Source organism: Vibrio sp. QJM3NY_15 (assembly GCF_057785995.1).
This window is the reverse complement of sequence record NZ_CM173518.1, coordinates 1,532,707-1,556,776: the sequence shown is the minus strand read 5'-3', so window position 1 is coordinate 1,556,776 and position 24,070 is coordinate 1,532,707. Positions and strand designations below refer to the sequence as shown.

The 24,070-nt window shown below is 40.9% G+C and carries 17 protein-coding genes and 4 tRNA genes; 8 read left to right on the top strand and 13 right to left on the bottom strand.

Annotated features, from left to right (window positions below):
- The first annotated feature begins 272 nt into the window (after positions 1 to 272).
- On the top strand, positions 273 to 1,061 hold the full coding sequence (locus tag AC3CKG_RS23150) for a lipase family protein (RefSeq protein ID WP_065113050.1): 789 nt from the start codon (positions 273 to 275) through the stop codon (positions 1,059 to 1,061).
- Positions 1,062 to 1,144: 83 nt separating this feature from the next.
- Here AC3CKG_RS23150 and AC3CKG_RS23145 read toward each other — a convergent pair whose 3' ends face one another.
- The 7 genes from AC3CKG_RS23145 to AC3CKG_RS23115 form a co-directional block, all read right to left on the bottom strand.
- The gene (locus tag AC3CKG_RS23145; protein WP_488529461.1) at positions 1,145 to 3,034 is read right to left on the bottom strand and encodes a methyl-accepting chemotaxis protein; all 1,890 of its coding nucleotides are present in this window, start codon (positions 3,032 to 3,034) and stop codon (positions 1,145 to 1,147) included.
- Between the two features lie 297 nt (positions 3,035 to 3,331).
- Positions 3,332 to 3,405 (bottom strand) — tRNA-Cys (locus AC3CKG_RS23140).
- Positions 3,406 to 3,470: 65 nt separating this feature from the next.
- Positions 3,471 to 3,557, bottom strand: a tRNA-Leu gene (locus AC3CKG_RS23135).
- Between the two features lie 80 nt (positions 3,558 to 3,637).
- A tRNA-Gly gene (locus AC3CKG_RS23130) sits at positions 3,638 to 3,713 on the bottom strand.
- Positions 3,714 to 3,760: 47 nt separating this feature from the next.
- Positions 3,761 to 3,834, bottom strand: a tRNA-Cys gene (locus AC3CKG_RS23125).
- A 197-nt stretch (positions 3,835 to 4,031) separates the two neighbouring features.
- Positions 4,032 to 5,477, bottom strand: coding sequence for an ATPase RavA stimulator ViaA (viaA, locus tag AC3CKG_RS23120; RefSeq protein ID WP_065105819.1), 1,446 nt, complete (start codon positions 5,475 to 5,477; stop codon positions 4,032 to 4,034).
- 11 nt (positions 5,478 to 5,488) lie between these two features.
- The gene (locus tag AC3CKG_RS23115) at positions 5,489 to 7,144 is read right to left on the bottom strand and encodes an ATPase RavA domain-containing protein (RefSeq protein ID WP_102278909.1); all 1,656 of its coding nucleotides are present in this window, start codon (positions 7,142 to 7,144) and stop codon (positions 5,489 to 5,491) included.
- A 287-nt stretch (positions 7,145 to 7,431) separates the two neighbouring features.
- Between AC3CKG_RS23115 and AC3CKG_RS23110 the strand changes: the two genes are divergently transcribed.
- From AC3CKG_RS23110 to AC3CKG_RS23090, 5 genes are all read left to right on the top strand, one after another.
- On the top strand, positions 7,432 to 7,947 hold the full coding sequence (locus tag AC3CKG_RS23110) for an NUDIX hydrolase (RefSeq protein ID WP_029225657.1): 516 nt from the start codon (positions 7,432 to 7,434) through the stop codon (positions 7,945 to 7,947).
- A 39-nt stretch (positions 7,948 to 7,986) separates the two neighbouring features.
- Positions 7,987 to 8,991, top strand: a complete 1,005-nt coding sequence (ltaE, locus tag AC3CKG_RS23105) for a low-specificity L-threonine aldolase (RefSeq protein ID WP_281054331.1) — start codon at positions 7,987 to 7,989, stop codon at positions 8,989 to 8,991.
- Positions 8,992 to 9,280: 289 nt separating this feature from the next.
- On the top strand, positions 9,281 to 9,631 hold the full coding sequence (locus AC3CKG_RS23100) for an Hpt domain-containing protein (RefSeq protein ID WP_372145312.1): 351 nt from the start codon (positions 9,281 to 9,283) through the stop codon (positions 9,629 to 9,631).
- A 97-nt stretch (positions 9,632 to 9,728) separates the two neighbouring features.
- Positions 9,729 to 11,351 (top strand): response regulator, encoded by a 1,623-nt coding sequence (locus AC3CKG_RS23095; protein WP_488529460.1) that lies wholly within the window; start codon positions 9,729 to 9,731, stop codon positions 11,349 to 11,351.
- 172 nt (positions 11,352 to 11,523) lie between these two features.
- Positions 11,524 to 12,117: a response regulator transcription factor gene (locus AC3CKG_RS23090; protein ID WP_102297468.1), complete on the top strand. Its 594-nt coding sequence runs from the start codon at positions 11,524 to 11,526 to the stop codon at positions 12,115 to 12,117.
- 5 nt (positions 12,118 to 12,122) lie between these two features.
- Here AC3CKG_RS23090 and AC3CKG_RS23085 read toward each other — a convergent pair whose 3' ends face one another.
- From AC3CKG_RS23085 to AC3CKG_RS23060, 6 genes are all read right to left on the bottom strand, one after another.
- Positions 12,123 to 13,028, bottom strand: coding sequence for a LysR family transcriptional regulator (locus AC3CKG_RS23085; protein WP_372145310.1), 906 nt, complete (start codon positions 13,026 to 13,028; stop codon positions 12,123 to 12,125).
- 182 nt (positions 13,029 to 13,210) lie between these two features.
- Entirely contained in the window at positions 13,211 to 14,569 is a 1,359-nt protein-coding gene (locus tag AC3CKG_RS23080) for a diguanylate cyclase (protein ID WP_372145309.1), read from the bottom strand.
- Between the two features lie 23 nt (positions 14,570 to 14,592).
- Complete coding sequence (locus AC3CKG_RS23075; RefSeq protein WP_076668641.1) at positions 14,593 to 15,180, bottom strand: response regulator transcription factor; 588 nt, start codon at positions 15,178 to 15,180, stop codon at positions 14,593 to 14,595.
- Positions 15,177 to 16,343, bottom strand: a complete 1,167-nt coding sequence (locus tag AC3CKG_RS23070; protein ID WP_099165189.1) for an EAL domain-containing response regulator — start codon at positions 16,341 to 16,343, stop codon at positions 15,177 to 15,179. The genes AC3CKG_RS23075 and AC3CKG_RS23070 overlap by 4 nt, the downstream gene beginning before the upstream one ends.
- A complete protein-coding gene (locus AC3CKG_RS23065) occupies positions 16,333 to 19,974 on the bottom strand; it encodes an ATP-binding protein (protein WP_372145308.1) in 3,642 nt (1,213 codons plus the stop codon). Before AC3CKG_RS23065 ends, AC3CKG_RS23070 begins: the two co-directional genes overlap by 11 nt.
- A gap of 430 nt (positions 19,975 to 20,404) precedes the next feature.
- A complete protein-coding gene (locus AC3CKG_RS23060; protein WP_488529459.1) occupies positions 20,405 to 21,325 on the bottom strand; it encodes a LysR family transcriptional regulator in 921 nt (306 codons plus the stop codon).
- Positions 21,326 to 21,447: 122 nt separating this feature from the next.
- On the opposite strand from AC3CKG_RS23060, the gene AC3CKG_RS23055 reads away from it, so the two are divergent.
- Positions 21,448 to 22,572: a DUF1254 domain-containing protein gene (locus AC3CKG_RS23055; protein ID WP_488529458.1), complete on the top strand. Its 1,125-nt coding sequence runs from the start codon at positions 21,448 to 21,450 to the stop codon at positions 22,570 to 22,572.
- An 898-nt stretch (positions 22,573 to 23,470) separates the two neighbouring features.
- Positions 23,471 to 23,995: a hypothetical protein gene (locus tag AC3CKG_RS23050; protein ID WP_488529974.1), complete on the top strand. Its 525-nt coding sequence runs from the start codon at positions 23,471 to 23,473 to the stop codon at positions 23,993 to 23,995.
- Positions 23,996 to 24,070 lie beyond the last annotated feature (75 nt).

Sequence of the window (24,070 nt, the reverse complement as noted above, 5' to 3'; positions counted from 1 at the left end):
ACTTTAACGGATAGAAAAAATTCGTCAACAGTAAATTTTATCTTTCAATTCAAGTGATTAATTATCGAACTCAAACGAATGAATTTAGTGCAGCTTGTACGGTTCTTATACGTAGGTTTTAATTTTAACAGGAACTCATAAGCCGAAATCCAGTTTGGAGATTCACTAAATACTGTTGATTCCATTGAATGAACAAAACACTCCCTCGTTTTCATGTGCTTTTCACATTCAAAGACTAAAGTTTTAAGTAACGACTATTACGAAATAAAAACGTGAAGCCACTTAAACGATACCAATATGAACGCTACGCCGTGCTCTGTAACCTCGCCTACCCTAGAGTATTTAAACAAACTCGATACGGTTTCGATCCTAATGGGCAGCGCATCATAAAGAACCAATTTGGTAAAACCATGATTCGAGTCTTATGGAGCAGCGACAAAGATGAAGTCGTCGTGGTTATCAAGGGGTCACACAGTGTTTCTGACTGGCTACTCACTTTTGCACTATGGACCAGAAGCTGTAAAAGGATTGGGCTGAATTATCGTGTACATGCTGGTTTCTATCATCTCATGTTTCAAGAAAGCCAACCGAGTCGTAACGAAGACAAACTTGGGCAAACCGTTATCGAACGCTTAGAGGCCACGCTCATACCATTGTTAGAGCAAGGAAAAAGGATTTCTATCACCGGGCACTCTTCTGGCGGCGCGATTGGCTGCGTCTTTGCTGACTACCTAGACCAAAAGTACCCAGGCTGTATTAAACGAATTGTGACGTTTGGCCAACCCGCTGTGGGTGATTGGAGTTTCAAAAAGAACTACCGATTAAGCAAGAAAACCTACCGTATCTGTTGTGACATCGATATTGTCACCTTCATGCCGCCCGTGCCACTGCTGTATTGGCATGTAGGGAAAATACTTTGGCTCTATAACGGCAGGATCTACGAAAACACACCGACATTAATCCGCCTTGGTCGCTCTATCTTTAGCTGGTTGATAAGGCCTTTCTCTTATCACCTAATGAGTAAGTATATTCGTAACAAAGATTTCTTCGATAAGCACTGAGGCAGTGAATTAAGTTGATGCTGGCTGCATCAAAAAGAGCACAAGCCTGTAATGACTTGTGCTCTTTATGATTTTAACTGAACTTAAAGTTTAAATCTTGAGAGTTCCTGTTTGAGATCGTTAGCTAGGTGGCTGAGCTGATCGGCTTGCGAGACTGCATCTGTTGCATCAAGTGCCATTACATCACTGACTTCGCGAACAGATTCCGTATTCGCATTGATTTCCGCGGTGACTAAAGACTGTTCCTCAGCAGCTGAGGCAATCTGAGTCGCCATGTCACTGATCATCTGAATCGCTTCACGGATTTGAGCCAAGCTCTCTCCGGCCATATCCACATCGTGCACGCTTGTTTTCGCCATATCGTGACTTTGTGTCATCACTTTAACCGCACCATTAGTCGCTTGCTGTAAGCGTTTGATCTTGTCTTCGATCTCTTCTGTTGAAGCATGAGTACGTTGAGAAAGCACACGAACCTCATCAGCAACCACAGCAAAACCTCTCCCTTGTTCACCTGCCCTTGCCGCTTCAATAGCCGCATTAAGCGCGAGTAAATTCGTTTGCTCCGCTATTTCGCGAATCGTCGCCAAGATAGACGCGATTTGCTGACCATGCTCTTCAAGCTCACTGATGATAGACACAGCACTTGTTAGCTCAGTAGCGAGGTCATTAATCGATGATTGGCTTTTAGCCATCTGTTGGAAGCCTTGCTCGCTCAACTCCACCGAGTGAGTCGCACTTTTCGCCGTACTCTCAGCATTCGTCGCTATTTCGGCTGTTGCTGTCGCCATTTCTGTCACAGCCGTTGCCACCATCGTGATCTCATCTTGTTGCCTGCTTACACTATCACTGCGCTTCATCGCACTGGTATTAGCATGCTCGGCACCGCTGCTCATCGCTGTAGAAACTTGAGTGACGTTTTGCATCATTTGATGGAGCCGATCAACGAAGACATTAAACTTATCGGCAAGTTGACCCACCTCATCTTGGCTCGACACTTGTAGTCTTTGTGTGAGGTCGCCTTCCCCTTCCGAAATATCAGCTAATGCTTCACTCACTCGACCCAGCTCAACTAATTGACGAGCAACAAACCATGAGGTTGCTGCAGCCATAACGATCAATACAACCAAACCTGTAGTGATTTGGCTAATCAACATATCGAACAGAGGCTGCTCTAGTACGTCTTTATCCATTTCAATCACAAGTAACCAGTCAGTGCCTTTAATCGGCTCAGCCATGATGACTCGCTCAGCACCGTCCACTTGAGTAAAGATCGTCGTCAAGTTTTGCGCAGCACTGTTCAAGCCAGACACACTCAGCTCTGGCGCAATATCATTGACTTGTTTCAGAATGAAATCTTTATTTTGATGAGCAACGACCGTTCCTTGCTTATCAATCAGAATCGCACGTCCATTCCCCGGAACCTGAATGGCTAATACGTCTTCAATCAATTTGTCTAATGCCAAGTTTGATGCAACAACACCGATGATCGATCCATTCTCGGTCACAGGGTCTGTCAATGTCACCACCAAGGTTTGCATCGTCACACTCACATACGGCTTGGTTGTCACTGCGCGGTTCTCAGCTAAGGTTTGTTTATACCAACCTCGGACTCTTGGGTCATAGCCCGCTTTATTCAATGAAGGATCATGACGGAACATCTCACCTTCTTTGTTACCGTAATAACTCAATCCAAACCCACCAGATACCAAGGTTTGACGTAAATGAGGAACGATATCTATTGAAGGGTTAAGCTGCACTTGTTGCTTAAGTCCGTGTACTGCTTGTTTCTTATCATAAAACCAGTCACTGATGCCCTTAGCATGAGCTTGAAGTGTATTGCGACTTTCACTTTCTATTGCTTGCCAGCTGTTTGTTTGAAAAGTCTTATAACCCATGAAAAGAAGAATGGCAGATGTAACAGCAATCGCCAAAACTACAGAGAAAACCATTTTTCTCTTTAGACTAAATTGCATATTTAAGAACCTCTTATAGAACAATTAAAGAAATATAAAAGAGGGACACTATCACTCATGCGCATGTTTTAATTTGGGTTATCCCATAAAACCATGAAACAAATTGAGCATTATGGTTAATTGTGACTTTGATTTATTTACCGGTCTATCAACAAAGGTTCAACTTAGGATCTCATCAAAATAGAGTGGGTTTATGAAAGGTAAAGGGGAGAAAAGAAGAGGCAAGGATGAAGAAACAAGAAACAAAGAAGCCAGAAACGAAAAAACCAGCCACAAGGACTGGTTTCTTCTAAATGATGGAGGCGCCTCCCGGAGTCGAACCGAGGTCCACGGATTTGCAATCCGCTGCATAGCCACTCTGCCAAGGCGCCTTCAAGTCGTGTTTTAAGAGAACGACTCTGTTGATCACTACCAAACAAGATAACAATCAAATAGATGGTGCCCCGGGCCGGACTTGAACCGGCACAGCGCGAACGCCGAGGGATTTTAAATCCCTTGTGTCTACCAATTCCACCACCAGGGCACGCAATTCTTTATTGCGATGCCGATTACTGAAAAGTAAAACACCATCTTAATGTCAAAATTAATCAACATTACAAAATTTGGAGCGATACATCGGGTTCGAACCGATGACCTCAACCTTGGCAAGGTTGCGCTCTACCAACTGAGCTAGTATCGCATTTTCATTCGTCTAATTTCTCATTAACTAAAAAGAGAGAAAGAGAATGGAGGCGCCTCCCGGAGTCGAACCGAGGTCCACGGATTTGCAATCCGCTGCATAGCCACTCTGCCAAGGCGCCATTTTTCAACACGTTAGAACAGACTAAACGTTAGCCCCGCTGTGTTCGGGTGCCTACTTTACGGATTGAGTGAAGATAGTCAAACAAAAATGTGAATTTAAATTCTGTTTGCTGACATTTAAATCAAATTGCTGCATGTTCGATCTTTTTATTCAAAAAGCATACAGCAAAGTCGATTCATTTAAGGTGTTTGCGCACTACCACTTTTTCATGAAGCGGCCAACGAGGCTTGGATGATACGACCAACAGTGATCAAACATGGTCATAAGTTGAGGGTTACCATACTTAGAAAGACTAACTGCATGGAAACGGTTTTTGTGCGTTTTAAGTTTCTCGACTTGAGCAATCATTTCATCAGACTGCTTTGGTGCGATAAAGTCAGAAAGCACGATCAAATCAGCATTCTTATACTTGTCGCCCATCATCAAATCTATCGACTTCATTAGCACTGGCTCAAGGTCTGTCCCGCCGTGGAATGAGTAGCTTAGGAAGTCACTGGCTTCACGCAGACCGTCTTGTCGAGTCAATTCATAAGTAATGTGTTCTGAAGAGAACAAAATCACATAACAATCGCGTTCTTCAGCTAGGGCAATTTGCATCAAGGCATAAGCCATCGCTTTCGCTGACTGTTCAGGGAAACCACTCATTGAACCCGACGCATCAACACAAACAATAAATGGACCTTTTTCAATGTCCACAGATTTACTGTCTGGCTTTTGAGCTTTGACTTTACGTAGCGTTCGAGATTTACCTTGCGAACGATAGCTAAGCAAACGCTTGTCGGCCAAGTGTTTATAGAAAATCACTTCTAACTCTGGGTACGCTAAGAACATGGTCTCGTTCGGCAGCATCTTGTTGAGGTCATCACTTTCATGAATCCCAACAATATCATCGACTGCCTCATCACTTTTCTCTTCAACCATCTGTAGTTCTTCTACAGGGGCTTTGTGCAGAGAAGGATCATCTTCTAAGCCTGCCATGCGACCTAGTTTTTCAGCGATTTCTTGAAGGCCTTTGTGCTTGTTTAGAAACTCCGCATGACGCTTCATTACCGTTAGGTCGGTTTTACTCAACTTAGCCGAAGCCATGTCCCACAAGCGCCCTACACTCCCTTCATCACCCGATTCCGTCACTTTATCCATGTTTTTCATGGTTTCCATGCGTTGATAAAGGTCAGCTAAAACTTTTTCTTTGCTTGTTTCAAGTTCGGTTACTTGAGCTTGCTTAATCGCGTCTGAAAGCGATTGATACCACTGGTCGCAAAAGTAGTGTGGAAACATTGCGTTATAAACGCCTTTGTTGTTTTCCATTAAACGTCTTGCTTGAAGGTAGAAAGCTGAGTGCCACTCCAATTTTTTGATGACACTGTCAATCTCATCAAAAAACTGGGGTTCATCCCAGTAGATAACCTCTTGGTACAATGCAATTTCTTCTTGGAATCGATCAGTTTCACACACTTTGGTAACGCGTTTTTTGACTTTACCGCGCCACTTAACCAAATGGTTTTTGACCGACGTTTTCACGCCCTTGTTCTCAGCAGCCATCATGACTTGAGAACGAGCGATGAGATCATTCATCGCTGTATCAATGATTCCTGAGTCAGCTACCATCAAAGCGAGGTTTAAGCCGTCTGCTCCTAACATATGCTCTCCCCTTACTCGAAGTACTGACTCATGAACTTAATGCGCTGTGCGATCTTACTGCTCTTCACTTTTGTGGTTTCAAGATCTTGCGTTACCGCTTGCAAGCTTGCTTCCATTGCCTTCGGTAAATCAGGATCAATATAGTTGTGAGGCAACGCATCATGGAATTCAGTTCGAACTCTCTTTAACTTAAATTCAGCCTCAGTTAACTGTTCTAAGGCTTTCTCAGCGCCACTCAACCACTTGTTATACAATTCTTGGTCTAAACCGTCGGTAGTAACCACACTCACCAAGACAGAGCGATTGGCAATATCTTTAATCACTAATTGATTCGATGCATCCAAGTCGAGTTTTAAACGGCATAGGTTTTTATTTTCATTTACGTAACCGTAAATATCCCCGTGGCCTTCTTTAAGCGCACGGTCGAAATCATCCTTGGCAACGTATACCCAACGGCTATCGCCTTTCTCAGATTCAGATACCGACATATTGCTTTGCAGCATAACCAGTTTAACTAGGTTGTATGCACTGCCGACGCTGTACATTTTCGCGTTCTTGATATCATTTTGGTAAACGTCTTTACGCAGTAAGCCGCTGGTTGACTCCATAGAGAGCGACACCGATAACGTTGATTCAACATCATCTTGAATTTCTTCTAGCTCTTCACGTGACATTTCGATTTGAGATTTAGACTCCTGCTGATCAAACGCTCGGTTTAATGCAAAGTCTTTAACTACACTACGAACCACATCACGTGATTCTGGGCTATGCCACAAGCAATCCTGCAGAAGCATAATGTCCAGCGGATTCACGCTATCACGGCCACTGAAGAATGCACTCGCTTTCAATAGCTTGACCGCTTTCTTCCAACGTCTGTCTGATACATACAATTCAGACTCTGATGATGAGCCCTGATTCTTAACTGTCTCTTCCAGCATGGTTTTCAGTTCAAACAACTTGTTAAACGAGTTGTCCGTCAGTTCAAGCTTATCGAGTTCTTTCTGCCATTGATGATATTCAATATCCGTAATTGCCAAACCCTTTGGAATCACAGCTTCTTGAGATGTGCCAGTCGTCAGCATCGATTTGAAGTTTTGTTTGTTTTGAATACGGTTTACGAACACACGAACCAACATTCGGTCGTAAAGAGCTTCTAACCCGCTGTCTTCGTCTGGAAGTTCGTTAGAGGCTGACACCAACAAGCGCATAGGCACGCGCTCGATGTCTGCGCCATTTTTGAATGTCTTTTCATTCACGACAGTAAGAAGCGTATTTAGGATTGCAGGACCTGCTTTCCAAATCTCATCAAGAAATACGACTTGTGCGGTTGGTAGGTAACCCTCGGTCAGTCTTACGTAACGACCGTTGTCTTTTAATTCTTGGATACTTAGCGGGCCAAACACTTCCTCTGGTGTAGAGAAACGTGTCATCAAATATTCGAAATAGCTACTGTTGTCAAAAGCCTGGATGAGGCGTTTAGCGATAAGGCTTTTTGCGATGCCCGGAGGGCCTAATAGAAACACACTTTCACCAGCAAGAGCCGCCAGTAAACAAAGCTTGATGGTGTCTTCTCTTTCATAAACGCCATCAGAGAGAGCATGCGCTAATTTATTGATTCTTTCAGAGAGTAGCGCCTTGTCAGCATGTGAGGAAATAGAAGGGTTCATGCGTTACTCCGAAAATCTTTGAACAGTTGAGAGTGTAGATACGTTTTTATACATTTGTTAGCACTTTGTTACAAGCATCTTTTATTATTGAGTTGCCTTTATATCAGATGGTTACGCTGCAATTTTTGCGTAATCATAGATTCCAATTATGAGAGTAGCATCACGAACGGCGTGAAATTAAATCTATTGTTAAGCCTAATTTTTCTTTTATTTTCGACACCATAGACGTTATGGTGGTGCACGTCTTCAGTTATCCGAAAAATTGGCAAGGAATGTGGCCAGACTGCATGAGTAAAGTTATCCATCAATGGAAAAGTATTTCTCTCATAGAAGAGAACGTGACGCTCCCTACGAACGTCGTGGTAAAACATACAACAATAAACCACCCCGGCGCGGCAGTTATTCTTCCTATCACTTCGTCTGGAAAAATCATCCTCATTAACCAGTTTCGCCCTTCTCTTAAAAAATGGCTTTTAGAATTACCGGCTGGCACCATGGAAATTGGTGAGACACCTCTTGAATGTGCCCAGCGAGAGTTGGAAGAAGAAACAGGTTACAGTGCAACTTCTTTTCAAAGCTTAGGACAAGTTACCCCTTTAGCTGGGTTCTGTGATGAAATTCAGCATTTGTTCGTCGCCAAAGACTTAAGCCTCACTACCCGCTTTAAATGCGACGAAGATGAAGTCATAGAGGTGATCGAACTAAGCCTAGAAGAACTGCACGACAAAATACGACACGATCAAATTACCGATACCAAAACTATCGCTTGTTTAAGCAAAGCCCAATTATGCGGCTATCTATAGCCAATTATATGACTACCTAAAGTACTCTAGGAGAGAAACATGGACTTTCGTTCTGATACCGTAACTAAACCCTCACAAGCTATGCGTGATGCAATGGCAAATGCAGAAGTGGGTGATGATGTTTATGGCGATGACCCAACCGTAAACGAACTAGAGCAATGGGCAGCGAATGAGACCGGCTTTGAAGCGGCGATGTTCACTTCTTCTGGTACACAAGCCAACCTGCTGGGTTTAATGGCACACTGTGAGCGTGGTGACGAATACCTTTGTGGCCAACAAGCGCACAACTATAAGTACGAAGCCGGCGGCGCTGCAGTACTTGGCTCGATTCAACCTCAGCCAATCGAGAACAATCCAGACGGCACGTTAGATTTTAAAAAGCTTGCTGCTGCGATCAAGCCAGACGACAGCCACTTTGCACGTACTAAGCTGCTTAGTTTAGAAAATACGATTAATGGCAAAGTACTTCCAATGTCTTATTTAGCGGAAGCTCGTGAGTTCGTAAACCAACACGACCTGCAAATGCACCTAGATGGCGCGCGCGTATACAACGCGGCAGTGGCACTAGATGTTCACATTAAAGAGATCGCACAACACTTCGATTCAATGACGATCTGTTTATCAAAAGGCTTAGGCGCGCCGATTGGCTCCCTACTTCTTGGTAGTAAAGAGTACATCGCTAAAGCACGCCGCCTACGTAAAATGGTAGGTGGCGGTATGCGTCAGGCTGGCATTCTTGCCGCAGCAGGTAAAATGGCGCTTACAGAGAACGTGGCTCAACTTAAAGCTGACCACGACAATGCAAAAAATCTAGCTATTGGTTTAAACAAGCTAGAAGGCTTTTCTGTTAACCCTGATTTCATTCAAACTAACATTGTGTTTGCTAAATTAGATGAGACCGTAGATATCAACCGCATCGCACGAGAGCTAGGTGAACAAGGCATTACTATGTCACCAGGTAATCCTGTTCGCTTTGTTACTCACCGTGATATTAGTGCAGAAGACATTGCTCGATTCCTTATCGCTATCGAGAAGTCGCTATAAATTCGTGACGTAAGATCGATCATGAATTTGATTGAACGTACTGGGGATTAAGCACCATATTGCTACAAAAAGACCATTAATACTCTTTAGTATTAATGGTCTTTTTTAATTTCTATTACCCATTTTATTGATCACACTATTTACTCACCCGAATTAAATATACTTCTACCTATCCGCCCACAAATATACAATTTAAATATCAATGACATCAATTTAATCAATCTTTGGTATTTCCATTAACTGACGATAATAGATACCCTTTCTTTCCAATATTTCAACCAATATTCTTATGCAAACTAGACCGAGTAAATCCAACAACATCTATTGGCTATCCAACTACCCTAACGATCAAAGAGCTTACCTTGCGGAAGTTTACGTTAACGTCATGCAAGAAGACTTAGAGCAACTAAGGGATACAAAGCCTGAGCGCGCAACAACCTTGCAAGTCTTACACCGCATAAAGGGTGGCCTTTCTTCAATCGGACACTTCCCACTAGAGCAACTCATTAAAGTGGAAGAGAAGGAATTAAAAGCAGGAAATAACACTGTCGAAGAAACAAACCTCAATACTATTAAATTAATTTCACATAGTGTTCAATCGGTTAAAGATTGGTTAGATATGAATAACGTAGGAAATTAATCGAATTTCTGTAGGAATTTTCTTATTTTAACTCTTTAAACATTTTAGCCATTCCCGTTTTGTTACAATAAGATAAATTTGGTTAATAATTAAAATAATGAACAACGATATAAAAAATTATACTGTATTGGTTGCAGACGACTCTCGACTTGTTACTAGTAGTGTCACTGCAATATTGCGCCAAATCGGCTTTGAATTTATATCTTACGCTTACAAACCTTTCGATGTCATTAATCAATGTCGACAGGGTTCTTTTGATCTTATTATTTGTGATTACAACTTCCAAACCCAACTTACCGGTTATCAACTACTAGAAGAACTGAAACACGCGCGTGTTCTGAGCTCAACAACCGTGTTTATGTTCCTTACCGGTGAAAACGATCACAATGTGGTTCGTTCCATCATCGACGCAGATCCAGACGATTACCTCCTAAAGCCTTTTAATAAACCTTTTTTTATCAAAAGATTGTTTTCGGCATTGAAAAGAAAATCCGTGCTAGCTCCAATCTTCAAAAAATTAGCAGAACGTGATTTCTGTGGTGTAGTCGAAGAATGCGACGAGCTCCTACCATTTCACCCTGAATATTCAAAACTAATCCGGAAGTACAAAGCGTTAGCGTTACTTAAGAACAGACAATTTGACCGAGCCAAAGATGAGTATGAAAGCCTATTAAAAGAAGATGACTTAGACTGGATTAAAACTGGCTTGGCTAACACGCTTTTAGAAACCGATAAATTAGATCAAGCTAGAGAAGTTCTTAAATCAGTCCAGTCTCAAAAAAGTAACCCCTACTTTCACGACGAAATGTCGAACATGTATTCGATAGAAGACGATTTGCCGAATGCCATTGAACATTTAAAGCAGTCGACCATGCTACTTGATGCTGGCGCACAACGTGAATTAGTCATTGCCAACTTATCTCTTGCCGCTGAAGCTTATCAAGACGCCTTTATTTACATCAAGAGATACTATGAGAAAAACCTCAACACGTTTAGGGGGGGGATCTACACTAAGATAAATTACTTGCGCTGTTTTCTGTACAAACAGAACCTTGGTGGTTCTATTCATTTATTTGAAAGACAGATCGCTTCATATAATTCAATTTTGAACGACATCAGTAAAACTCCAGAACTCGTTATACAAAACGAATTAGTTACAGCTCATATCGCACTTCTAAAAGGAGATCTTAAACAAGCGACATTTAACATCAAAAATGCGGTCAATTACCTTTCAGATTTTCACTTCTACGACCTTTACCATCTATGCTTTTTATTGGAGAAGTGTTCATTTTTAAGCGAAATCCCTTCTTTCATTGAAAAGCTATACGACAGCATTAACCAAGACCAACATCCAAGTATTATTCGAAGCCAAGCACATATGATTAACGGCCTTAAGGAACGGTTAGCAACATCGCAGCGACGTTTAAGTGAAATTAGACAACAGATCGTGTCGATGAAATCGAACCAAAGTCTAACAACAACCAAACATCTTGGTCATTATTTAAACATTCACGATGTTTTACCGCATTCAAAAAAAACATGCTTAGCCATTTTGAAATTATCGTCGCGGCTCACCACACCTTATGAAGGAAAGCACGATATTCGTACAAAGATCAATCAATGCAACGACCTTATGATTAACTTGCACACAAAAGAAGAGCTAAACAGTATCAATTACAACCAAACCATTTATAAAGCCAGAGGTAGAACCGCCTATTAGTCGCATACTTCCTGTCTATTGCTTACGCATATTTTCTTAAAACAACGTCATTTTCACATTATTAAAATGTCATTTTCACACTTACGCTAATGTTTTTACATAGAATCATCGCTTAACACTATCTAAATAATTAAAGAGACAGGACGTCACAAAGCGATAACCTAGGTGACTTATGACCAAGCAAAATGTTCTTATCATTGATGAGCAGCCTCTTTATAGAGAAGCCCTTTCTGAATTGATTACAAGTGCACTAGATATTGAAGATATCTACAAAACCACCGATACCGATAAGATTCTAAAACTGCTAAGAAACCAGAGAATTGATTTGATCGTACTGGATGTGACTTTGGCTGACAGTGATGGTATGAATCTCGCTAAAATAATTAAAGCCCGTGGTTACGAAGGAAAGTTATTGTTTGTCTCTTCCCTCGATCATTCAAGCCTATCAGAGGCCGCATTTACATTAGGCGCTCATGGTTTTCTAAGTAAGAACGAGAACCATGAATCTATACACTTTGCTTTAATCAGCATCATGAAAGGCTACTCTCTTTTCAAGTCTGACCAAGCAAATGTAGGAAAAAGTACCAAGCTATCAAATAAGGAAGCCATCGTATTTCAGTACTTGATTCAAGGCCACTCTAACAAGCTTATCTCTGAGAAGTTGTCGCTCAGTGCTAAGACGATAAGTACTTACAAAACACGTATTCTCAACAAGTACAGGGCTAACTCTATAGTGGAGTTAGTGCAACTTACAGGCAGTATTTGACGGTTCTATCGATTGAATGATTGAGCTAAGTTTAGGTTCTTCTCCATCACACTAATCAATAATTGATGGAGAGCATTATGGCGATGTGTTTGTTTTACGTATGCCGCTATTTTAGGTCGACCCGTTGAATAGTAAGACTCTGGTATTTCAATGAACCTAAACCCGTTGATCGAGCGCCCAAAATTCATCATTATTGTTGCACTGCTACGGCGCTTTAAAAGCCCAAACAGCAGACCAATATCTCCTACTGTCACTTTAGACTCGATATCAATCCCTTTTTTTTCTAGGATCATTTGAACAATTTGTTTCGACCCTTTCCATCCTTTAAGCTCCAGCAAAATAAACGGCAACGATATAGCTTCCTCTAATGTATCGACCTCTATTTCCTCTGGGAAAACTAATCCGACAGGCAATGAACCAATCGGTTGTTGATAGATAGTCTTAGGGCTGTCTTCATTAAAATGATGTAAATGCACATCTACTTTTCCATCTAAAATGCTCTCGATTGTCTGATCGCTTGGGCTCACAATATTAATTGAAGCATGCGGCATTAAATCAAAAAGGTCACTCATAACTGCTTCACCAAGAAAATACTGTGCTACTTGAGGCATCGATATTGTGATAGAGCGGTCGTAAGTCAGAGGATCAAAGGTACTTGCTCCTATGCAAGACTCTAGGCTGTCTAGCCCTGCTTGAATAACGGGGAGCTGCTTTTTCAGAAAGTCCGTGCTTTCAAAGTGATGAGCGTGTCGAATAAACAACTCATCGCCAAGTTGCTCTCTAAGGCGAGCAAGATACTTACTTATCGAAGCCTCACTCTTGCCAAGAATCTTAGCCACTGGCTTAAGTTGTTGGTGTTTATCCAACAACACCAGAATACGCAGAAGATTTAGATCTAAATCTTTATTCACAGCAATAACCCTTCATCTTAATTTCATAAACTTATCGAACATGTACACGTTAGTATGTAAGTTTAGTCAATACAAGAGAGCAAGCCTTTGCTGACGTTATCCTTTCCATCAGCCAATAGTTATGACTTTTATCTAACATATCGGTGTTTAAAACCAACAAGTTAGATAATAAAATCGCCAAATCAGCGCTTCGCCTTTTGTTCATAAAGCTTATCATCGGCTTTATGAAGCACGCTTTCCAGAGACTCACTCGCTCCTTTAAAGGCAACACCCACGCTTACGGACACATCAAAACCCAATGAAGCTACTTTAGATTCTGTTACTTGGTTTTTCAAAATATCTGCGGCTTTCTTAGCATTTTCAAAACTGCAATTTGGCATAATCACGATAAACTCGTCGCCACCGACCCTTACCAAAAAATCGTCTCGACGGAACACATCTTTCATTGAATGAGCAATGTGTTGAATCACTTCATCCCCCCAGCTGTGGCCGAGGCTATCATTAATCTTCTTAATCCTGTCACCATCGATAGCAATAATAGAACAAGCCTTGCCGTGTACCGCTTGCTTAAATGATGGCTCATGATAGATTCGACGATTGTACAAGCCTGTCAGCTCATCTTTTAACGCCGTGTGCTTCGCATCGACCAAATCATCTTTGGTAATCTTCGCCTTATTTACATAAAACAAATAATTGAGACTCACTAAAAAAAGAACAAAAAACACCCAGAAATAGTCAATCAGCAACTTAGAATATGGGTATCGGTACGTGTAGGTTGTTCTATTGTCGGCGACCGTCGTCTTACTGTAATTAAGGTATGAGTATGGGTAGCCTGGATATGTGACAATCAGATTATTAATATTATTTTCAGTCTCGTACCCCAAATCTAAACCATCGCTTATGTATTGCCCAATATTAATATTCAGCACATAATCACCAATAATATCCCCTTCACCGTAAACAGGGGTAACAATTGAAATGATTTCGTTTTTGTTAATCAGCCCAATATGAGGTGGTGATATGGTCACCCTATCCGCTAATTGATATTCTTTTGCGGTAATTGAGCACACCTCACTTCCGAGGCAAGTCTCCCGCAATGAAGTATCCTCAGAGGGACTGAAGTTCTCAAATTTATTAGGAAAGATGTATTTCGATCCAGAATATGAACGATAGAAATACACAAAGTTATCTTCAATCCCACCGAGATTTTTGTACAATGAAATTTGGTGCATGAGATGCCTAACTGCAATTTCAGCTTCGTTCAATTCAGGATCAGCTAGCGCGTAAATACTATCGACAAAGTTAACGTCATCAACTCTATCAAATTCATGGTTACTCTCACCAGTCGTTTGATTTATTTGGGATTCCGTAAACAGAGCTAATAGGACTAAGTTGTCTTTATGCCTATCTAACTGCAACGTGCTTAAATCAAACTCTTTAATATCGTTGTTGATAGCCACCGTACCAAAACTAGCGATAAACATTAAGAAGGACAGTGACGAAAAGGTCAGTGAGAGTGTAGCAACTTTAAATTTTGGCATTAGTCTAAGGATTCGTTTTATTGTCATAATTCAATTACTCTCGACAACTCGATAAGACTATCGACATTGTATTTGGTTAACATCCTTCTCTTATAAGTACTGATTGTTTTTTCACTAATAGAGAGCAATTGGGCGGCGTCTTTGTTGGTCATCCCCTTCAACAATAGTTTTGCCACGGTCGCTTCACGCTCAGAAAGCTTAAGCATTTGTGCTGTACTTTTGGGGTCGTTAATCTCTTTAAAAAATGAGTAACCTTTCACGATAGCCTCTATCGCATCTTTTAGGACGTCGTAGTGCTCTGACTTACATACATACCCATTAGCCCCCACTTTAAATGCCATCTCACTATAGTAAGCGCTGGTTTCAGTGGAGTAGAAAACCACTCTGCCTCTAAAGCCATGTGCTTTGATACGGCGATAAAAATCAAAGCCATCGCAGTCATTTAAATTCACATCAAGAATCAACAAATCGATTTTTGATTTTCGAACAAACTCATTAGCGACTTTCAATTCTGAAGCTAAGTAGACTTGACCTATGTGCGGTGAGGATTCAACGAGTGATTTTATGGCCACACAAACCAAGGGATGATCATCGAAGATTAAACAGTTCATTTGATATCTATATCTAAGTTAGTAACAAGTTCTAACGGCAATGGCTTTGACACAAAATACCCCTGACAGACCTCCACACCGTACTCTTTTAACAAAGACCAAGTCTCATGGTCTTCTACACCTTCAGCAACAAGCTTGATACCAAGGTTTCTCGCTAAACCGCATATTGATAAAACGATATTCTTTTTCTTTTGATCATCTTTGATTTCAAAGACAAACGAACGGTCAATTTTCATTTCGTTGAACGGCAGTTGAGCCAACTTTTCCAGGGTCGAATTACCCGTCCCAAAATCATCAATCGATACTGACACGTCATTCACCCTCAGCTTAGTGAGGTTCTTGTACAAAGAGACACTGTTACGATAGGTGTCACGCTCGGTGATCTCGATAATGAAAGCCGAAGGGCTCACCTCTCGCTCTAGGCATCGAGTAATAAAGGTTTGGGCAAAGTCGCTGTCTTCCAAATTGAATTGATCGACATTAATGGCAATTTTCTTGTCCAGATTTCGAGTTTTAATGTCATCTAGCGCGTTGTTTAGAACGGTATCAAACAACTCTGCAGACAACTGACATCGAGTGACAATAGGCAAGAACACATCTGGGGTTAGCACGCCATATTCAGGGTGAACCCATCGAGCCAACGCTTCATAACCAGACAAATGTTCCGTGACAAAGTCTACTTTCGGTTGGTAATAGTTCTGTATTTGTCCTTTTGCCAAAGCAACCAAAAACTCTTCATCGGTTACCTCTGTCTTCTTCCTTTCTGGGGAAAGCTTATTGGCCGTTTTAAGCCTCATCGCCAATACATCTTCAATCGATTTCTGGGTATATGGCTTTTCAATGATATCCAACACATCGAACGGGAAACCTTCACACATCGCACGAATAGCCGAAATCACCGTCAGTTCCACAGAGCTAATTAACACCACATTCCCTTGGTAATTCGCCTCGTCCAACATAAACATCATGTCTATCCCGTCATACACCGGCATCTGAATATCACAAAAGATGATATCGTACTTCTTTTCAGCCACGCTCTCACAAGCGTCTAATGCATTGTCAAAAACGGTAACCTTGCTACCTAACTTAATTAACAATTGCTTTAGTAAGATAAGATGAATTGGATGATCATCAACAATCATGATTTCGAGATTAGTATTCATTGGCTTTTAACCACACTTTTGTAAATTCAATTTCTGACTCAATGGTCCTAACTAGCTTCCCTAATTTTTCTTGATTCGCTTTCGGTTCACAGCACTCAACGTCGTGACACAACACAGCGATTTCATTTGCACCGACTGCGTTTAACGCTCCTTTTATTCGATGAAGCGTTCGGTTGATGGTTGGCGAATTGATGTCAACACGCGCCACATCTTCGCTCATGGTATTGATGAACACATTGGCAACCGCAATTGCATCATCTTTGTCGAATCGTTCTAGCCAAGTTGGCGCCTGGTTCAAAGACGTTGCATGCTTCTCGAGAATATCCAACAACTTGGAAACGCTGTATGGCTTGTAAAGAATGTCATCGATCGCGATATCTTTGGTCTTTTCTCGTGCAACACGAGAGTCTTCTGCGGTGATACCAATCACAACAATACCTTTGAACTGGTCACTGCTCTTAATCTTGCTGGCTAGCTCATAACCATCCAGTTCAGGCATGTGAAAATCAGTAAGTAGCAATTTAATCGGGTTCTGATTAATGTATTCCCACGCCTGAAGACCGTTATCCACAAACACAGGTTTGATGCCGATCTCATTCATTTGTAGCGTCATGACACTTTGATTGATTGGGTTATCTTCTGCGATGAGTACATCGCCATGTTTCCATTCTCTGACCGCTTTCGGGAGTGGTACATTGATTGCGTGCTCATCTGATTTCACGATCAAATTCAATAAACTGTCTGGGTATTTCAATTGTTCATGTTCAATTGTGACCAGATCATTCATACCTCCGCGAAAGGTCATATCAACATGGTTAGATTGAGAGTTCCGTATGGTGCTCAGATCCGGCATATTCTCGGATTCCGTCAACCTCCACTCGTGGCACCAACCTCTTAAATTATCTGGTAGGTCGCGTGAGTAAGTCAGATCTCGAATCTCATAATCTGCACTGCCTTCGTTTTCGTTTAGGACAAACGGAATCGAAACGTTAATCGTAGTACCACGACTCAGTTCAGACTCAATATGAAGCTCACCACCCATGCATTGCAGGAGTTGATCAACAATGCTAAGCCCTAGCCCTGTGCCACCGAACTGTCTGGTAATGGTGTCATCAGCCTGCACGAAAGGTTTCAATACTTGCTCTTGCTGTGTAGGAGTCATACCAATGCCTGTGTCCGTCAACTCTACAATTAACTGACCATCGACAACTGCAACCACTACACTGATTTGGCCTTCCGAGGTGAACTTCACTGCATTCGATAGCAAATTCGTCAGTATCTGAGCGACGCGAATGCCATCAACCATTACCCAACGAAAAGCAAAGGGATGAATCTCGACGCTGTAACTAAGGTTCTTACTTTTCGAAATGGGTTCAAAGGTTCTGAAAACGTCACAAAGAAGGGGTAACAGTTCGACTTTTTCAGCCTGAACAGATAACACACCCGATTCGATCTTCGACAAATCAAGTACACCATCCACCAACTTGTTTAAGTGGTCGAGAGAACGAATGGCTTGGTCGACTAAATGGCTGTCTTTATTATTACTCGCGTTGATCTTGATTATGTCGAGCAACCCATGCACAGCAGATAAAGGCGTGCGAAGCTCGTGACTCATGGTGGTTAGCAGGTTCTCTCTTGCTTCAACTGCTAGTTTGGCTTCTTTCTCTGCCTTGATTAACGCGTTCTCACGTTTCTTTTGCGCAGACACATCAAGCAGAGACGTCAAGATAAAGCGCTTATCACTGTTCGATGATGAGATCGTTTTACTCTCTCTGTGAACATGAGAGATATCTAGACGGCAGTCTTCGGCCAAGTGAGTATCGTTGAGGTTATGACCATCAAGAATCGTTTTGATCTCGATCTGATTTCCGACTAATGAAGCCCCGCTCGCTTGCGACTTCATGGTACAAACCTGACATTCGTTCGATTGGAACTTAGGACAGTTACTCAGTAATATCTCGTTCCTATCATTATGAATAAAAACGATATTGTTGATCTCTTGAATGATCTCAGAGAGCCAAATCTTCTCTTTCTCTTCATTTCCTGCATTCAACTCTGCCAGTTTGACTTTGTAGCGCAGATTAACCAAGAGCAGGTAACCAAGGTATGACAGAGTCACAAACACGACCAATACCAAAGCGGCAAATTTATTCACATTGCTGCTATCGTAACCGTAAACCAAATTGAATTTACGATAGTTGCGGCGAAGCTTTTCTATCTCTTCTTTACTCACCGTATCAATGATGCTGTTTAACACATTCTTTAGTTCGGCATTTTTCTTCGATACCGCAAAGGCAATTGAATAAGTAATGCCTTGGTTTTTATCAAATGTGAGTCCTTCTGAAGAGTCATTCAGAATCATTGAGTACGTAATATCACTCGGAACGTAAGCTGCCGATATCTCGCCACTTTTAAGATCATCAAGGATTTTTTTCATATCTCGATAACGTGTGATATTTGTGTCTTCACGTTGACCGACATTAATTATTCCCTGCTTACTGACACTAAGAAGAATGCCCTTTTTGTCCGATTTAGGCATAGTGTTCGCTTGGGTGTATGTCACTTTAGTAAAGCTTGCACGCATGAATGGCTTGGTGATTAGCCATCTATCAGCCTTAGTTATCGTCTTGTCTCGGTATGACACTGGAACGATATCCGCGTTGTAAGAGGTGTAACTCGATTCTAGGTTCAATTCAGGCACTACATAGTCAAAACCCAACCCTGTTCTCGAAGAAACCAAAGCAAGGTATTCCACCAACATGCCATCAAGTTGTTGCTTTTCGTTTTCAAAAAGAAACGGATACGCCTCACCGCTCGAACTGTATGTGATCACATCTTTACCGTTTTGGTGCGCTTTGTACTGTGAGATGAGCTTGTCACTGACGTGATAAGGGTTCTTTGAAGCCACTGACCGAATGCCACGCCCTTCCACTTCCCACAAAAGGATTGAGTCGATGCCTTTGATGAGATCTGAGTTATCTTTACTGGAAACAAATCGAATGTTCTCTTCAGGTAGCCATACCGGCACATCAACCGCACCTCTCATCACATTCTTATGATCGAGGTATTCGTTAATTGAAACGTAGGTACTGACAAGCGCATCAGCTTTGCCCTGCAAGACCGCATTGAACGCATCATCACGGGATTTAGCTCTATAGATTTTCTGGGCGCCACGTTTTTCAACAAATTGGCAGTACACGCTTTTGTCAATACACGCCCATGTCAGTTGGTCTTGATTTTTGTTTTTCAGGTACACATCTCGGTACCAAACAGCCAGAGTCGTCGAGAAGATCGGTTCCGAAAACGAAAACTTCTTCTCCCTTTGTTCTGTTTTACTGAACCCTAATGCACCATCAATTTTGTTTGCTTCGACATCATCCAGCAGATCGGGAATATTATCGTAATGCTTAATTTCCAATTTTAAATTTAAAAAATGACTTATATTTGATAGGTAGTCTAAGCTGATTCCATAAATAGCCTCAAATTTACCACCGCCGTCATGGCTATTATTTGAAAGCACACCAACAACAATTTTATCGTCCCTTTGCTCAGATGCGACAGTAGGCTTTGGGATGACAAGACAAACCAAAGTGATAGCAAATAAAACGATTGTATTTCTAAAATTCAACATGTAACTTCCCAATAACACAGGTCGGACATCCTAAACTTGACATCTAATTTGTCAAATTAGGTAACAAACCACTATTAAAGTTAAACCACTGTTATTTAAGAGAGAAAAATCACAAGTAGGAAAAATCTTACAACCTTTTCCGCTAAGGACTACGATTTAAATTCGGGAAGTTTGACGTGGGACAACACCAATAAATTAACACTCGAAAATTCATCAATAAAACATATGTATTTGTACAAGTTAATGAAAACCTCATTATTTACATCAACAATGTATTGCAAATAATTGATATGATATTGTTATAACGATGTATAGACCGATGAGCATGAAGATCTCACCGGTCAGATTTTGGTTTCAATAATAAAGAATGTTTAACGACGCTTAAGTGCTTTATCGAGACTGCATGTCGCACAAATCAATATTTACTCGACTAACCTAACCCATCAACCAACTGGACTATGTTTTCATGTAACCACAAGTAGAAAGGATCTGACTCCCTTCTTTTGTGTTGATAAAGCAAAATCTGCTTGCTATTGAATGATGGAAGCTTCGCATGACTAACTTCAACTAGGTTATGCGTATTATCGATATACAGTTCTGAAGTTGGGAATAAAGCCTCTGTTTGCGCTGCCACAGCTGCGACATTTGAGATTATTTCGGAACGAAAGACTTCGTTATAATTCAATCCTCTTTGCACCAACATGTTTTCCATCATCCCCTCTTTTTCATTCCACTCAGCCAACTGTGCAATTGCAAATCGACATTCTGAAAGATATTCAAATTCTACAATCTTCTTCAGATGAATAGGATGGGATTTATTCGCATACAACTTAAAGTGATCTTCGGCCAAATGTTTATGCAATATGGCCTTGCTGCCTATTGGGACGTCGTAATTAATGCCTAACTGAATGTTATCTTTCGCTAAATTATCAAGCGTATTCTGGTTCCATATGTGGCAAGAGAACGTCACGTTTGGCGCATGCTTGGCAAGGAATAGAAACAAGATATGAGGCAATGACTGTCCTAAAAGCGGATTAATGGCCAAAGAGATATGCCCAGCGTGGCTGTACGCGTCGAACTTCTTTACCGGAGTTAATGTTTTCTCTAGAAGCGCAATTAAGTCTGGGAGTGACTCTGCGATTTGATTACACCTGTAGGTAGGTTTCATTCCTTGTGGAGTCGAAACAAAGAGCTCATCATCAAGCTGCTCTCGAAGTTTCCGTAACTTCCGACTCACAGAAGGCTGAGCAAGAAAAAGTCGCTCCGCAGCATGGGTAACATTTTGCTCTTCTATCAAAACATGTAAAACCTTAAGTAGGTTCAAATCGATCTTGTTTAGCGCAGCTTTCAAAGTACCAACCTCACAGGTATAACATATTTGTCATACCTGTAATTCTATATAGTCATTTCATAAATACCAAACTTTTACTTACCATTACCTCAACTTAATAAAACAGAATATGGTATTTAAAAATGAAAAAAACTCTACTTTCTTTATTAGTGGTCACGTCTTTCTCTACGGTTGCAGGAACGTCCACAAACAGCTTTAACAATGAAGATAAATCGATTGAAGACGTCTTTGCTAACATTGACTCTTCTTCGTGGGCGGTAAACCCAGAAGATCATGGTATGACGGTGCATGAGTACATAAACCAAGAAGGCATTTGGTTTGCTGACAATTTTGCTCGCAACTTTAAGTTAGGCTTAAACAACCTTCATCACTTCAAAGAACTGGCGAACAAAGACACTCGCTGGGTTGTATCACCATCCATTGATCACTTGTACTCAATGGGCGTTATCGATACCTCAAAACCATTTACAGTCGTTGTACCTGAGAACGATGGGAAATTGGTTACACTTCACCTTCAAGATATGAACCACACTCAACCATTTTATAAGGTTGGCGCAGGAACTTACGAGTTCACTCCTGAAATGTTCGATACAAAATATGTGCTGATAGGCTTGCGTTTTGCGACAGATGGAACAAAACAAAACGTTAAGCGGATTACGAAAGAGCTTCAGCCGAAAGTAAAAATTATCGGTGGTGGTCAAGATCTTGAAGGATTACCAAAGCCAAACACTGAGGCTATGGAAGCAGTTCGTACTGCATTAATGCCAGAATACGATAAGTTAAATGACACATACGATACCGTTCAATACCGAGCGCAAGATGTGACTGACTGGGAAAAGACTACTTACACAATTGCTGGAGCGTTCGGCCTATCGACAGCTGACACCGCAATGTATGCACCTTACGCACTAGAGAATGCCAAAGGTGAACAATGTTACCAAGCGACATACGAAGCACCTAAATTAGCTAGTGACCTAGGTTATTACTCAATCACTGTCTACGATTCAAAAGGTTATCTTATGTCGAACGAGAACAACATCGTTTCGACCAATCAAGGACTAACGCAAAACGAAGACGGTACTTTCACGGTGATATTCGGTGGTTTAGACTGCAAAAAACATGCGGATGACAATAACGTAAACTTTGCTCACACGCCTAAAGACAACTGGTCTTTCTTATTACGTGTCTATCAACCGAACGTTGAATCAATGAAGGTATACGCTCTGCCGGAAATCGAAGCGATTTAGTCAGTTAAATAGACACAACAAATCCGACATCAGGCTATGGTGTCGGTTTCGTCATGTGCGCTCATAACGTTAATGTCTTGATCTCTTAAAATCACCTAGGTAGTCATTCCTTCTTGCTTGTGATGGATAAGAGATGAACTCAAACGGGACACGTCTTCAGGCTTTAACCTCGAAGAGAAAACGCCAGCATCGCATAAGGAAATTCACTTTTGTTAAGGTTAGCTGTCAAGAAAACACCACAGTATCGACGGCAACATAACGCACTCTCGATATGACCCATTCAAGAATTTTTGTCGACTTTAATTTAGATATAAGAATATTAAATCTATTTAAAATGGAAGCTAACTCAGTCAAATAAATTTCACACCGTTAAGAAACAAAAATATAGAAACTTAATAAAAACTTATCACTACGATTGATTGCAATAAGAATAACAATTAACAGGTAGGTATAAATTTTATAATTTAATTTATTTCAATAAATTCATTAGTTTGCATTAAATAATTTTAATTCATAGTTAACTTAACACGTATTGTTACGACCACATCTTACCTGCCTATTTCTAAGTTTATTAATTAATTCATACTTTGGTCATTTTCAATTCACATCCAATAAGAATAGAGCTAATAACTCCAACTCAACCTAATTCCGCTAGAACCCATAGACTACAAATTAAACTTTTTCAACGCAACAAAAAACACTTTCGATAATTAAATTTAGGTAAAGGCCTCTTATCTAATTGAATATCAGGTTGTTACTACAAATTTAACCTCCATCCGTCGGCCTAAAATCATACTAAATTTCATACTTCTCATTAATAATCAACTTTTTTTACTACTTCATCGTTTTTTAGAGCACATATAGTTTTCAAAGTTAAGCAACAAGTTACATTCAATCGCTGAGAGGTGAAATTATGGTTAGAGTATTTAGGACACTTCATAACTTCATCGTCTACGTATTTATTTTTAGTATGTCATTCTCATTATATGTTAGTGCTAATAGCTTAACGTTAGGAATTAGTGGCCAGATCAAAGATCGATGCGAAATAAACTTCTTTTCTGGCAACATTATGAATTTCACGGAACACCGTGATGTGCAATCGTTGCCTTTTAATATCTATTGTAACCGTCCGTTGGGTATCACGATCAATTCAAAATATGGAGGCTTAAAATATCAACACCAAGGAGTTGATATTATTGAAAGTTACAATTTGTCATTACAAATAGACGAAATTCGTCTTTATGAAAGTAGGCACAGCAGCCAACTTGTTTTACCAGTAATGATAGACAGTTCTGGTGTTATTCCGTTCTCTCAACATGGGAGTCTTAGGGTAGCACTCGAAAATAGCTTGCGTTTCGCAGGTTATTATCAAGACGTTATTGAGATCGAAGTTTACCCTTCGATTCATAGCGTGACAAAGTGAAAACTCTGCAATGTATCTGCAGAACAACATACGCTCAGCAGTATTCGAGCCAATCATTTAAGATAAAGGAATTTC